We start from the raw sequence: 12,970 nt of genomic DNA, 5'->3' as shown, positions 1-12,970 counted from the left end.
GATCCAGTCAGAACCTGATGGTGGCCTGCACCACCACACCGATGATGCGGCATCGCTCGGTGTACAGGTTTTTCGGGTAAGTCGGATTGAGCGGAACCAGGTAACGCTGCCCGCTCTCTTCGATCAATTTGCGAAAGGTCGCGTCACTGCTGCCGGGTAGGCAGGCGACCACCAATTTGCCGGGCACCGCCTCGATGGCCGGATCCACCAGGATCGACATGCCCTCGGGAATGCTCAACCCGCTGGGTGCGGTCATCGCGTCGCCCACCACCACCAACCAGAATGCATCGCCCAGGGCGTGGTAGTCCGTCAGTTCGTAGCGCGCCTGACTGTAAGCGCCAGGATCACCTTCACGAACTTCGCCCACCTCGTGCCACTCACTGACCGGGTAGCGGAAGTACGGGTTGTACTTCTGCGCCAGGGCCATGCCTTCTTCGGTGGAGGTGTCCGGCTCGCGGATCACCATCGCCACTTCCAGAAACTCCAGCCCCAGCTCCCGCAGGACCCGGTTCATGTCGTCGACACTGGGCTGCCGGCGCTTGGTCAGCCAATGGCCGACGCCGCCCTGGGACATGCCCAACCGCTCTGCAAGCACCACTTGCGTGATGTGCAGCTCCTTCATCTTGGCCTTGACCAACTCTATCCATTTATCCATGTGCGGCACGATACGTGGGTGACCCCGACCCTCAAAACACAAATTGTAGTATTTAAATTGTCGTCACAATTACGGTAAGTACTATTCTGGAATCAGGAGTTCAGCCCCACACACGGAGATTTTCATCACCATGGACACACCCAATAAAGACCAGCCCAGCAGCCCTTTCGACGGTACATTCCCTTCGCTGCAGGATTGCCCGGCGGCCAAACGCGCCCTCGACTACTACTTGAAACCAGGTGTTTCACCAGCCCAGACAGAACATCGCTTCTTCGAGGTCAGCCGCAGCGTCAGCGCGGAAGAAGCCCTTGTCCACGCCTGCGACCTGTTGCGCTGCGCAGCGGCGACCGCCCATGAGTCGGCCAGCCAGTTGGAAGGTTCGAGTCGTGACCTGGCGTTTTCGGTGGTACACATGATCGATCTGGTCAAGGTGATGCTTGACCGATCCCTGGATGGCTACCCTACTCGCTAGCGGTAACCCTTTGGAATGTCGTCGCGAATGCGGACGAAGAGAAAAATTTCCAATCGATGCGATCAAATCATTTGACTTCCAAATGATAATGATTATTATTGCATCAGCTGATCGCGAGATCAGTCGATAGGCCAGAAGACCTTAGGTCGGACTTCTGGAATATCTCCTCATCAGGCTAATCACGGTTTTTGACCCGGCTTTTTGCCGGGTCTTTTTTTGCCGATTTTTCGGCTTATGTCTTCAGGCTAATGAAGTCTTTCAGGGTGCTGCCAATTCGATGGCCGCGATCATAACAAATGAATATCTGTTTACAAGAGTCCCCTCGCCACACAGGCGAAACTATCGACAACCAGCACTTGAGAATCAATTGCAGACTCTCTAAGCTGGCTTCGCGTCCAGGGAGGACGCCCCCTCCGTTACCTGATGCAAATCGTCCCGGTTTCGCCTTTCTTGCGTGTAAAGTAACGGTCATGTAAATCCTTTCCAGGAACCGTGACCGTGGCTAAATCTTCCTTTGATATCAGTGCCAATTTCGACAGCGGCAACATCGAGGTCGTCGACATCAGCAACCCGTTGCAGTCGTTGCTCAAGATCAGGCCCGACACCCGCAGCGCCCATTTCCAGTGGTTCCATTTCAAGGCCAGCGGCTTGCACGTCGGCCAGGAATATTCCTTCCGCCTGCTCAACGCCAGTCAATCGTCCTATAACAAGGCCTGGACGGGCTACCAGACCGTTGCCTCCTACGATCACGTCAATTGGTTCCGCATTCCGACCCAGTTTGAAGGCGACGCCCTGCGCTTTCACCTGGAGGCCGAACAACCCCACGCCTGGTTCGCCTACTTCGAACCCTACAGCCGTGGCCGTCATGACTGGCTGATCGAACAGGCGCAGCACAAGGCCGGCACCGAGCTGTTGGCCGTCGGTAAAAGCGTGGAAGGCCGGGACATTCAACTGCTGCGCAAGGGCAGCGGCGCCGAAGGCCGGCGCAAAGTCTGGATCATCGCCCAGCAGCACCCCGGCGAGCACATGGCCGAATGGTTCATGGAAGGCGTGATCGAACGCCTCCAACAGCATGACGATGCGCAACTGAACCGGTTGCTCGCCAAGGCCGATTTGTACCTGGTGCCGAACATGAATCCGGACGGCGCCTTCCATGGTCATTTGCGGACCAACGCCATGGGCCAGGACCTCAACCGTGCCTGGCAGAATGCCAGTCCGGAAATCAGCCCTGAGGTCTTTTTCGTCCAGCAGCAAATGGAAAAGTATGGCGTCGATCTGTTTCTCGATGCGCACGGCGATGAGGAAATCCCCCACGTCTTCACCGCCGGTTGTGGGGTAACCCGGGCTACACGCCACGCATCGCCGAGCTCGAAGAGCGCTTTCGCAGCCAACTCAAGCACCAGACCAAAGACTTCCAGACCGCTCACGGCTACACCCGCGACGAACCGGGCCAGGCCAACATGACCCTGGCCTGTAATGCAGTCGGGCAGAAATATGACTGCCTGTCCCTGACCCTGGAAATGCCATTCAAGGACCACAACGACCACCCGAACCCGATCACCGGTTGGTCCGGCAAACGCTCGATGCAACTGGGCAAGGATGTGTTGAGCACCATCGAGGCCATGGTTGACGAATTGCGCTGAGCCAACGACCTGATCATCTCTAAGGTGAACACCTGTGGCGAGGGAGCTTGCTCCCGCTCGGCGGCGCAGCCGTCGTAAAACCGGCTGACGCAATCTGCCTGGAAGATTGCGTCAGCCCATTTGGGGCGGCTGCGCCACCTAGCGGGAGCAAGCTCCCTCGCCACAGGGTTCATCAGCCCTTGCCGCGCAACATACTGTCCAACACCTCATCCCGGCGCACCCACGCGTGAAACAGCGCCGCCGCCAGATGCACCAGCACGGTCACGAACAACAAATAAGCCAGGTACCCATGGGCCTTGCGCAGCAGCGCGAACGTCTGGGCGTGGGCAGGCAGGATCGAAGGCAGTTGCAACGAGTCGCTGAGCATAACCGGGTCCCCCGCCGCCGAAATCATGCCCCAGCCCAACAGCGGCAGGATCAGCATCAAGGCGTACAGCAACACATGGGAGGCGTTTGCCGCCAGCACTTGCCAGCCCGGCAGATCGGCCGGCAGCGGCGGTTGACGAGTGGTAAAGCGCACCAGGAGGCGGACGATCACCAGCAGTAAAATCGCGATCCCCAATGCCTTGTGCAATTGCAGCAGCCATTCATGGCGTTCGGACACCGAGGCAACCATGCCTGCGCCGATAAACAGCATGGCGATGATCATCAGTGCCATCAGCCAGTGGAGCAGTCGAGCCAGCGGAACAAAGTGACGAGGGGCGCTCATGGGCGGGACTCCTGGGTAGCGGGCAATTGGCTCACTTCGCTGGTACGGCGCAGATAGGAACTGGCATAGGCGGCGGAGCGCGCGACCAGCAGCGGATCGTCAGAACCTTCGATCCCTTGGGGCAGGACCAGCGGGTCGTAGTTGATGTCGCGGCATTCGCCGTTGTCCTGGGCCTGGGTGCGCTCCAGCACCAGCGTGCCGGCATTGACCACCTTGCGGTCAGCGGGCCAGGCCTTGCTGGCGTCGTTCACCGGATCCCCCGGGTTGGCCAGGGTGATGTTCAACTGCCAACGCAACGGCCCGGCGGCAAGACGCTTCGCCAAGTCTTGTTCGAGGAAGTCGGCGCCCTGGGGCGGCGGCGCATCGGCTGCGTCCTGGCTCAGCGGCACCACGCCCCAGCGCACGGCCTGGCGCTGCCCAGCGGGGTTGACCAGATAGAACGCGTTAATGCCGTTGTAGGTTTCGGTGGCATAGCTGGCCGACGGCTTGGCGGTCTTGATCCATTGCAGGAACGGCACCGCTTCGGGGTGCGCGGCAAAAAACGCCGGCACGGCCGCAGGGTTCGGTTTTCCAGTGGCAGGGTCCGGCGACTGGGCTTGCTGAAATTGGTAGAACGCTTCGACCGTGCCCACCGGAAACACCGGCATGCTGTTCATACCGGTGCGCCATTGTTGGCCGTTGGCCTGGGTAAAACGCAGCGCCAGGCTGCGAATCGGCACACTGCCGTCTGGTGCATAGGGGTTGCCACTGGGCAAGGCAAAACGCCCGACTACCGGCGTCTGCGGCTGCGTGAACACCTGGGCACTGGAATAGGCGCTGGCCTCGCCCGTGCTTTGGAAATAACCCGCGACGCAGACACCCTTGGAGTGGTTGCGTCGAAAGCCCGGATGCATGCCATTGTTTTTTTCCAGGACATTGACCAGCGCGTCCGGCGTCAAGCGCTGCGGGTCGAGGCTGCCATTGACGTAGGCAAATGCCCCGGCCAGCGCGGCAACAATCACCGCGATGCCGCTCAGGCGCAGGGTCAGGGCGGCGGCACTCAAGGGCCGCCGGCTCGACGAGGGTGAAGGATCAACCATGAGAAAGCTCCAGGGCACGAGGCCGTTCGTTGGAAAGGACCCGTCAGACGAAGGCCCGCCAGGTTTATTCCCACGCCTCGTATTTATTTTTCCTGCACTGGAATAATCTCGTTCGCGGGGCGTCTTTCCAGTCCCGGCGCAGTGACTGCCTACAGAAGCCACACTTTCATGAACGCACTTGACGAACAGTTGCGCGAACTCATCCCCAGGCTACGGCGTTTTGCCGTGTCGCTGACGCGCAACCCGAGCAACGCCGACGACCTGGTGCAGATGTGCCTGGAACGGGCGTTGTCCAAATGGAACGACAAGCGCCCGGACGGCGATCTGCGGGCCTGGCTGTTTTCGATCCTGTATCGGCAGTTTCTCGACGGCCATCGCCGCTCCCGACGGTATGCGCGCATGCTGGCGTTCTTCACTGGCCGCGACGATGCCCACCCTTCGGCCGAGCGCAGCGTGATCGCGCAATCGTCCCTGCAAGCCTTCGATCAGCTCACGACGGAACAGCGCGCACTGTTGCTCTGGGTGTCGGTGGAAGGTTTGAGTTACCAGCAAGTCGCCGACATCCTCGGCGTACCGACCGGCACGGTGATGTCGCGCCTGTCCCGCGCCCGCCAGGCCCTGCGCCAACTCAGCGATGGCGAAATCACCCGCCCCACCCTGCGGATACTCAAATGATCAGCATGCCCCCCAGCGACAGCGACCTGCACGCCTACGTCGATCGTCAACTGAGCGAAGCCGACCAGCGCCTGGTCGAGACCTACCTGGCCAACCAGCCTGAAGTCGCCGCCCGGGTCCGCGCCTGGCAACAGGACACGCAGCACCTGCGCACGGCCCTGAGCGGCGCCTTGCAACAGCCATCCAACCCGGACCTCGACCCGGCCATGATTCGCCAGCGCCTGAAACATCGCTCCCGCCGCCACCTGGCCAACGCCGCGGTGTTGCTGCTGGCCGTCAGCGTGGGTGGCTTCAGTGGCTGGCAGGCGCGGCAGATGACCCTGCTCAGTGCCGCCGCTCCCATGGGCGATGCCCTGCAGGCGTACCGGTTGATTGCTCAGCAGGGCATCCTCCCAGCCGACTACCAGAGCGGCGACGAACAGCACATGCAAGATTGGCTCGACCGTTACTTCACCCAGGCCGACCGGTTGCCCGACCTGTCCAGCGCCGGGTTCAAGCCGGTCAGCGGGCGCTTGCTCAGCACCGAGCAAGGCGCGGCGGCGATGGTGGTCTATCAGGATCCGAGCGGTCAGAAGATCAGCTTCTACGTGCGCCCTCCCGGCCCGAAGAATTTCCTGCTGCCCCGGGGCAGTCGCCGCGATGGCGAGCTGCAGGCCGAGTACTGGTCCGGGCCGGGCTACAACTATGCGATGGTCATACCGAGTGATACGCCGACGACGCAGCGGCTCAAGCAGACCCTGAATTTCTGAACCCCCTACCCTGTGGGAATCTCTGTGGGAGCGAGCTTGCTCGCGATAGCGGTGTATCAGTCGACATCATTTCTAACTGAACCACCGCCATCGCGAGCAAGCTCGCTCCCACAGGGGATACAAGCTGCTCTTGAGAGTGTATTCACCCCTGCCCAAACACCTGCGAAGGCCTTCGCAGCAACGGGTCGAACGGGTTGATCCGCGGCCCGATCAGCGCCGCTTCGCGCTTGAGCATATCCACCACCGTCGGCAGGCGATCGGGGCCCAACCGGTCGCTCACGGTGGCCACGCTCAAGGCCGCCACAGCCCGACCTTCACGATCGAGAATCGGCACGGCCACCCCGGCCATGCCCTGCAATACGCCGGTGTTGCGTCCGGCGTAGCCCAGCGCGCGCACGTTCTCCACTTCCGTGCGCAGGAAAACTTCGTCGTACAAATGGAAATCCTTGAGCCGCGGCAGGTTGTATTGAATCACCGTGTCGCGCTCTTCTTCCGGAAGGAACGCCAGGATCGCCAGGCTGCCCTGCCCCACGCCCAACGCCACGCGGCCACCGATGTCGCCAGTGAATGTGCGGATCGGAAACGGCCCCTCGCTGCGGTCCAGGCAGATGGCATCGAAACCACTGCGGGCGAGCAAAAACAGCGAGTCCCCCAAGGACGCCGACAACCGCAGCATGGCCGGGCGCACCAGCTCGCGCAGGTTGCCGGTGTTCCCGGCCCGGGCCGCCAGGGCGAAAAAATCCAGGCTCAGGCGATAGCGTTTGCTGCGCGCGTCCTGCTCGACCATGCCCTCGTCCATCAGGCTGCGCAGCAGGCGATGCGTGGTGGGCTGGGACAGGCCGATGCGCTGGGCCAGTTGCGTCACCCGCTCACCGCCCTCCACCGTGTCGCCCAAGCTGCGCAACACGGCAAACAGCCTGGAGACTGCGCCGACACCAACTTCGCCTCTCTCATTATTCCGATCAGTGGAATCATTCATCTACTTTCTCATTGTTAAATTTATCCATTGAATGAAATTGAAAATAGTCTTCTCTTCAGTGAAATAGTCCATTGAGCCCATCCTATTCTTCGTCCTACTCTTCGTCCATACAGGGGCGATTCGAACAACAGCGGCAGCCGACTTGAGGTCGAGCGCCAACGCACCCCAGCAGCACCCTTTCGTATCTGCCCATACAAAAAAGCGCGCCTTGCGGCGACGCATAACAATCCCAGGTGGAGCGCAGCGATGGCTTTTTTGCAACTTGAAGGGCTTGGCAAACGTTACGGCGATATCGACGCCGTGGTCGCCACCTATCTGTCGGTGGAAAAAGGCGAGTTCGTCTCGCTACTGGGGCCTTCCGGCTGCGGCAAGACCACGACCTTGCAGATGATCGCCGGCTTCGTCGAAGTCAGCAGCGGGTGCATCCTGCTGGACGGCCGTGACATCACCCACGCCAAGCCCGCCAGCCGCGGCCTGGGGGTGGTGTTCCAGAGCTACGCGCTGTTCCCCCACATGACCGTCAAGGACAACGTCGCCTTCGGCCTGCGCATGCGCAAAGTGGCCAACGCCGAGTTGCAACAACGGGTGGACCGGGTGTTGAAACTGGTTCGCCTGGACCGTCACGCCGACCGCTACCCACGCGAACTCTCGGGTGGTCAGCGCCAACGCGTGGCACTGGCCCGGGCGCTGGTGATCGAACCGCCAGTGCTGTTGCTCGACGAGCCGCTGTCCAACCTCGACGCCAACTTGCGCGAAGAGATGCAGTTCGAAATACGCCGCATCCAGCGCGAAGTCGGCATCACCACGCTGATGGTGACCCACGACCAATCCGAAGCCCTGTCGATCAGCGACCGGGTCGTGGTGATGCAGGCCGGGCGCATCACCCAGATCGACGCGCCGTACACCCTTTACGAGCATCCGCGCACCGAGTTCATTTCCGGTTTCGTCGGCAAAGCCAACCTGCTGGCCGGCAGGCGCGACAGCGCGGGTATGGTTCAAGCCTGCAGCCCGGCCGAGGGCGAGCTGACCCTGAGTTTGCGTCCGGAAAAAATCGACCTGTGCGAAGTCGGTTCAGGCCGACTGCAGGGCACCCTCACCAGCCGCTTCTTTCTCGGCAGCCAATGGCTGTACGGCGTCTCCACCCGCCTGGGTGAACTCTGCGTGGTGCGCCGCAACGATGGCTCGGCGCCCCTGGCCGAAGGCACGGCGGTGGGCCTGGATTGGGATCCGGCGCTGCTGCGGGTGCTGAGCGCGGACGAGGTACCGGCATGAAGCTGATCGATGCGATGCGCCGCGGCCGGCAAGGCTACCTGATGTCCGCGCCGGCGCTGGCCCTGTACCTGGGCTTGCTGGTCATTCCCTTGGGCTTGACCTTGGTCTTGTCATTCAACGTATTCGACTACAGCTCGGGCATCAACGGCGATGCCTACACCTTCGAGCACTACACCAGCCTGTTGGGCGATCCGTACTTCTACGAGATCTTTTTGCGCACGTTCTGGATCAGCGCCCTGACCACCCTCCTGTGCGTGCTGATCGGCGTGCCCGAGGCGTACATTCTCAGCCGCATGGGCGCACCGTGGCGCTCGATTTTCCTGATCCTGATCCTCACGCCGCTGCTGATTTCGGTGGTGGTGCGGGCGTTCGGCTGGAGCCTCTTGCTCGGCGCCGACGGCCTGGTCAACCAGGCCCTGCAAGCCTTCGGCGGTGCGCCGGTGAAGCTGCTCTATACGCCGTTCGCCGTGGTCATCGCCCTGGTCCACGTGATGTTGCCGTTCATGATCATTCCGGTCTGGACCTCGCTGCAGAAACTCGACCCGGCCGCCGAGCAGGCCGCGCTGTCCCTCGGGGCGAGCCAGTTCACGGTGATCCGCAAGGTGGTACTGCCGCAGATCATGCCCGGCGTGTTGTCCGGCACGCTGATTGTGTTCGGTCTCGCCGCCAGCTCCTTTGCGATTCCCGGCCTGCTCGGCGGACGGCGCTTGAAGATGGTCGCCACGTTGATCTACGACCAGTACCTGTCGGAGCTGAACTGGCCGATGGGCGCGGCCATTGCCGTCGCGCTGCTGCTGCTCAACCTGCTGATCATGCTGTCGTGGAACCGGATGATCGAAGGCCGCTACAAGAAGTCATTGGGGTAATGGGTCATGTCTAGAAACGGTCCTTTCGCGCTGTTATTCCACGCCTTGGTGGTGATCTTCATGCTCGCGCCGCTGGTGGTGGTCTGCCTCGTCGCCTTCACTCCGGAAAACACCCTGAGCCTGCCGACCACCGAGTTTTCCCTGCGCTGGTTCCGCGCGGTGTTCGAGCGGGCGGATTTTGTCGACGCGTTCTACAACAGCCTGGTCCTGGCGTTCTGCGCGGCCTCGCTGGCGACCTTGGTCGCGGTGCCGGCGGCCCTGGCGATCACCCGGCTCGAGTTTCCGGGCCGGGACTTCTTCAACGGTCTGTTCCTGTCGCCGATCATCATTCCGCACCTGGTGCTCGGGGTGGCGTTGCTGCGCCTGTTTGCATTGATGGGCGTGAACGGCAGCTTCGCCTGGCTGATCTTCGCCCATGTGCTGGTGATCACGCCGTATGTGCTGCGCCTGGTGCTGGCCTCGGCCATCGGCCTGGACCGCAGCGCCGAACAGGCCGCGCAATCGCTGGGCGCCGGACGCTTCACGCTGTTCCGGCAAATCACCTTGCCGATGATCCTGCCGGGCGTGGCCGGAGGCTGGCTGCTGGCGTTCATCAACAGTTTCGATGAGGTCACGCTGTCGATCTTCGTCACCTCGCCGGCCACGCAAACCTTGCCGGTGCGCATGTACGTGTACGCCACCGAATCCATCGATCCGATGATGGCGGCAGTGTCGGCGCTGGTCATCGGGCTCACCGCACTGACCATGATTCTGCTCGATCGGGTCTATGGCCTGGATCGGGTCCTGGTAGGCAAACAATGAGGGTGTCATGGCACTGCTGAAACGACTGGCCGAAGGCGACCGCCCGGCCCTGGACTTTATCCTCGACGGCCAGCCTGCCACCGGCCTGCTGGGCGACACGCTGCTGACCGCCGTGCTGACCTGCAGCGAACACTTGCGCGGCAGTGACTTCAGTGCCGAACCCCGGGCCGGCTTCTGCCTGATGGGTGCCTGCCAGGATTGCTGGGTGCGCCTGGGCGACGGCCGCCGCGTCCGCGCCTGCTCGACCTTGCTCGAAGCCGGACAGCACATCAGCCGCGAACCGGGGCGCCAGGTATGAACAGTGTCGACTGGCACGGCCTCATCGCGAGCAAGCTCGCTCCCACAGGGGAACTGCGGCGTGTTCAAAATCAGCATCCACAACCGAGCCAATGTGGGAGCGAGCCTGCTCGCGAAAGCGGTCTGCCTGCTGAAACCGTCGTTGGATGTGCCGCCGTCTTCGCGAGCAGGCTCGCTCCCACAAGGGAACTGGAGCGCTCACAAAACCAGCATCCACAACCAATCCCATGTGGGAGCGAGCTTGCTCGCGATGACGGCTTCGACAACAACACAAATCCCCCGGCCCTGCCCATGAGGTGGCGATGAAACCGATAACCATCATCGGCGCCGGCCCGGCGGGTATCCGTGCCGCGCAGACCCTGGTCGCCCACGGCCTGTACCCCGTGCTGCTGGACGAAGCCGCCCGCGGTGGCGGGCAGATCTATCGACGCCAACCGGCCAATTTCAAGCGCCCGCCGGACAAGCTCTATGGCTTCGAAGCACACAAGGCCAACGCCATCCACCAGACCCTCGACCAATTGCGCGGACAGCTCGATTACCGTCCCGATACCCTGGTGTGGAATGCCGAGGCCGGCCTGCTCGATACCTTGCATGCAGGCCGCGCCGATCGCCTCGAATACGCCGGCGTGATCGTCGCAACCGGCGCCACCGACCGGGTCCTGCCCGTGCCGGGGTGGACCCTGCCCGGCGTCTACAGCCTGGGCGCGGCGCAGATCGCCCTGAAGTTCCAGGGGTGCGCCATCGGCGAACGGGTGGTGTTCGCCGGCAGCGGCCCGTTGTTGTACCTGGTGGCCTATCAATACGCCCGAGCCGGCGCCAACGTGGTCGCAGTCCTCGACAGCTCACCGTTTAGCGCCCAGGTCCGCGCCCTGCCCGACCTGCTGGTTCAACCGACCACCCTCGCCAAAGGCCTGTATTACCGCGCCTGGCTGACCGCCCATGGCATCGCCGTGCATCAAGGGGCGAGCCTGGCGCGTGTCGAAGGAGAACGCCGGGTGCAGTCGCTGGCATGGCGCAACGCAAGCGGCGAACACACACTCGATTGTGACGCGGTGGCCTTCGCCCACGGCTTGCGCAGCGAAACCCAACTGGCCGACCTGTTGGGCTGCGACTTCACCTGGAACACGCTCAATCGCGCGTGGCTGCCCCAACGGGACCGCGCCGGACGCAGCAGCGTGCCGGGGATTTATCTGGCCGGTGACGGTGCCGGCATCATGGGCGCCGACGCGGCGGAACTGGCCGGTGAACGGGCGGCCCTGGCCTTGCTTGAAGACCTCGGCTACGCCACCGACCCACGGCGTTGCACGCAACTGGAACAAGCCCTTGAACGCATCGGCCGGTTCCGCGAAGGCCTGGAGCGCGCCTTTGCCTTTCCTGAACACTGGGCTGCCGATGCCGCCGATCAACTGATGATCTGCCGCTGCGAAGAAGTCAGCGTCGGCGATATCCGCCGCGTGGTGAACGAAGGCCATTGGGAAATCAATCGGGTCAAGGCCCATTGCCGGGTCGGCATGGGGCGTTGCCAGGGACGGATGTGCGGTGCCGCCGCCGCGGAAATCATTGCCTGCGAGAGCGGCCGCGCCATCGCCAGCATCGGCCGCTTGCGGGCCCAAGCGCCGATCAAGCCCGTACCGTTCGGCCTGGAGGTCGAGCCATGATCGAAGTGGATGCGGTGATCATTGGCGGCGGTATCGTCGGCGCCTCGGCGGCGCTGTTCCTGAGCCAGGCCGGACGCCGGGTGGCGCTGTTGGAGCGCGACTTCTGCGGCTCGCATTCCAGCGGCGTGAACTACGGCGGTGTACGTCGCCAGGGTCGGCCGCTGTCGCAATTGCCCTTGTCGCAACGGGCCCATGAAATCTGGCGCCAGTTGCCCCAGTTGATCGGCATCGACGGCGAGTACCAGCGTAGCGGCCACTTGAAGCTGGCTCGCAGTGCCGCAGACCTGCAAGCGCTGCACGACTATGCCGCCGCCAGCCAAGGCTTTGGCCTGGACCTGCAACTGCTTGATCGCACGGCCCTGCGCGCGCGCTTTCCGTGGGTCGGCACCGTCGCGGTCGGGGCGTCGCTGTGCCCGGAAGACGGCCATGCCAATCCGCGCCTGGTGTCGCCAGCCTTCGCCCAAGCCGCGCGCCGACAGGGTGCGCAAGTCCACGAACAATGCGCCGTCAGCCATGTTGAGCACGAGGGCCAGCGCTTTGTCGTACGCACCGCAACGGGCCTGACGTTCCACGCGCCCTGGCTGCTGAACTGCGCCGGTGCCTGGGCCAGCCAGTTCGCCGCGCAATTTGGCGAAGCGGTGCCGATGCACGCCGGGCACCCGGCGATGCTGGTCACCGAACCCTTGCCCTTGGTCATGGATGCCAGCACTGGCGTCGAGGGCGGTGGCATCTACGCCCGCCAGGTCTCGCGCGGCAATTGCGTGCTGGGAGGCGGCCAAGGTTTTGCGCTGGATGCCGCTCGCGCCCGGCCCGGCCAGAACGCCGTGCTGGACATCCTGCGCCAGGCCGTCGAGCTCTACCCGTTTCTGCAAGGCGCCCAGGCGATTCGTACCTGGAGCGGCACCGAAGGCTACCTGCCCGATCGCCAACCGGTGATCGGCCACAGCAGCACCCAGCCCGGTCTGTTGCACGCGTTCGGCTTTGCCGGCGCGGGCTTCCAGATCGGCCCGGCGGTGGGCCAAGCGCTCACCGAGATCATCTGCAGCGGGGCTTCGTCCACGCCGCTGGATGCGTTTTCCATCACCCGGTTTCACTCCATCTCCGTTGCTTGATAG

At 63.0% G+C, this 12,970-nt stretch carries 13 protein-coding genes and 1 pseudogene; 10 read left to right on the top strand and 4 right to left on the bottom strand.

Annotation, left to right across the window (positions count from 1 at the left end):
• Nucleotides 1-7: 7 nt before the first annotated feature.
• Nucleotides 8-655 (bottom strand): LexA family protein, encoded by a 648-nt coding sequence (locus tag J3P85_RS10060; RefSeq protein WP_434705676.1) that lies wholly within the window; start codon nucleotides 653-655, stop codon nucleotides 8-10.
• Nucleotides 656-785: 130 nt separating this feature from the next.
• Here J3P85_RS10060 and J3P85_RS10055 point away from each other — a divergent pair, with 130 nt between their 5' ends.
• Nucleotides 786-1,127, top strand: coding sequence for a DUF6124 family protein (locus tag J3P85_RS10055; protein ID WP_434705675.1), 342 nt, complete (start codon nucleotides 786-788; stop codon nucleotides 1,125-1,127).
• 492 nt (nucleotides 1,128-1,619) lie between these two features.
• Nucleotides 1,620-2,770 (top strand): annotated as a pseudogene (locus tag J3P85_RS10050) (M14 family metallopeptidase).
• A 172-nt stretch (nucleotides 2,771-2,942) separates the two neighbouring features.
• On the opposite strand, the gene J3P85_RS10045 reads toward J3P85_RS10050, so the two are convergent.
• Together J3P85_RS10045 and J3P85_RS10040 are read right to left on the bottom strand one after the other, a co-directional pair.
• A complete protein-coding gene (locus J3P85_RS10045) occupies nucleotides 2,943-3,479 on the bottom strand; it encodes a cytochrome b (RefSeq protein ID WP_434705674.1) in 537 nt (178 codons plus the stop codon).
• Nucleotides 3,476-4,558 (bottom strand): catalase family peroxidase, encoded by a 1,083-nt coding sequence (locus tag J3P85_RS10040; protein ID WP_434705673.1) that lies wholly within the window; start codon nucleotides 4,556-4,558, stop codon nucleotides 3,476-3,478. Before J3P85_RS10040 ends, J3P85_RS10045 begins: the two co-directional genes overlap by 4 nt.
• Nucleotides 4,559-4,726: 168 nt before the next feature.
• On the opposite strand from J3P85_RS10040, the gene J3P85_RS10035 reads away from it, so the two are divergent.
• Together J3P85_RS10035 and J3P85_RS10030 are read left to right on the top strand one after the other, a co-directional pair.
• Nucleotides 4,727-5,233: a sigma-70 family RNA polymerase sigma factor gene (locus J3P85_RS10035; RefSeq protein WP_250965206.1), complete on the top strand. Its 507-nt coding sequence runs from the start codon at nucleotides 4,727-4,729 to the stop codon at nucleotides 5,231-5,233.
• Complete coding sequence (locus J3P85_RS10030; protein ID WP_434705672.1) at nucleotides 5,230-5,982, top strand: anti-sigma factor family protein; 753 nt, start codon at nucleotides 5,230-5,232, stop codon at nucleotides 5,980-5,982. Before J3P85_RS10035 ends, J3P85_RS10030 begins: the two co-directional genes overlap by 4 nt.
• A 142-nt stretch (nucleotides 5,983-6,124) precedes the next feature.
• Here J3P85_RS10030 and J3P85_RS10025 read toward each other — a convergent pair whose 3' ends face one another.
• Nucleotides 6,125-6,961, bottom strand: coding sequence for an IclR family transcriptional regulator (locus J3P85_RS10025; protein ID WP_434705671.1), 837 nt, complete (start codon nucleotides 6,959-6,961; stop codon nucleotides 6,125-6,127).
• Nucleotides 6,962-7,207: 246 nt separating this feature from the next.
• Here J3P85_RS10025 and J3P85_RS10020 point away from each other — a divergent pair, with 246 nt between their 5' ends.
• The 6 genes from J3P85_RS10020 (at nucleotide 7,208) to J3P85_RS09995 (ending at nucleotide 12,967) form a co-directional block, all read left to right on the top strand.
• Nucleotides 7,208-8,233, top strand: a complete 1,026-nt coding sequence (locus J3P85_RS10020; protein ID WP_434705670.1) for an ABC transporter ATP-binding protein — start codon at nucleotides 7,208-7,210, stop codon at nucleotides 8,231-8,233.
• Nucleotides 8,230-9,099, top strand: coding sequence for an ABC transporter permease (locus tag J3P85_RS10015; RefSeq protein WP_186710009.1), 870 nt, complete (start codon nucleotides 8,230-8,232; stop codon nucleotides 9,097-9,099). The genes J3P85_RS10020 and J3P85_RS10015 overlap by 4 nt, the downstream gene beginning before the upstream one ends.
• 6 nt (nucleotides 9,100-9,105) lie before the next feature.
• The gene (locus J3P85_RS10010) at nucleotides 9,106-9,900 is read left to right on the top strand and encodes an ABC transporter permease (protein WP_434705668.1); all 795 of its coding nucleotides are present in this window, start codon (nucleotides 9,106-9,108) and stop codon (nucleotides 9,898-9,900) included.
• 7 nt (nucleotides 9,901-9,907) lie between these two features.
• Nucleotides 9,908-10,198, top strand: coding sequence for a (2Fe-2S)-binding protein (locus J3P85_RS10005; RefSeq protein ID WP_186710006.1), 291 nt, complete (start codon nucleotides 9,908-9,910; stop codon nucleotides 10,196-10,198).
• 301 nt (nucleotides 10,199-10,499) lie between these two features.
• Nucleotides 10,500-11,855, top strand: coding sequence for an FAD-dependent oxidoreductase (locus tag J3P85_RS10000; protein WP_434705667.1), 1,356 nt, complete (start codon nucleotides 10,500-10,502; stop codon nucleotides 11,853-11,855).
• Nucleotides 11,852-12,967, top strand: coding sequence for an NAD(P)/FAD-dependent oxidoreductase (locus J3P85_RS09995; protein WP_434705666.1), 1,116 nt, complete (start codon nucleotides 11,852-11,854; stop codon nucleotides 12,965-12,967). Before J3P85_RS10000 ends, J3P85_RS09995 begins: the two co-directional genes overlap by 4 nt.
• Nucleotides 12,968-12,970: the final 3 nt, after the last annotated feature.

Origin of the sequence: Pseudomonas sp. Z1-12, from assembly GCF_051132015.1 — a bacterium.
GTDB lineage: Bacteria > Pseudomonadota > Gammaproteobacteria > Pseudomonadales > Pseudomonadaceae > Aquipseudomonas > Aquipseudomonas zanjanensis.
The sequence above is the reverse complement of the archived record's forward strand: the minus strand, read 5'-3'. Positions and strand labels throughout refer to the sequence as shown.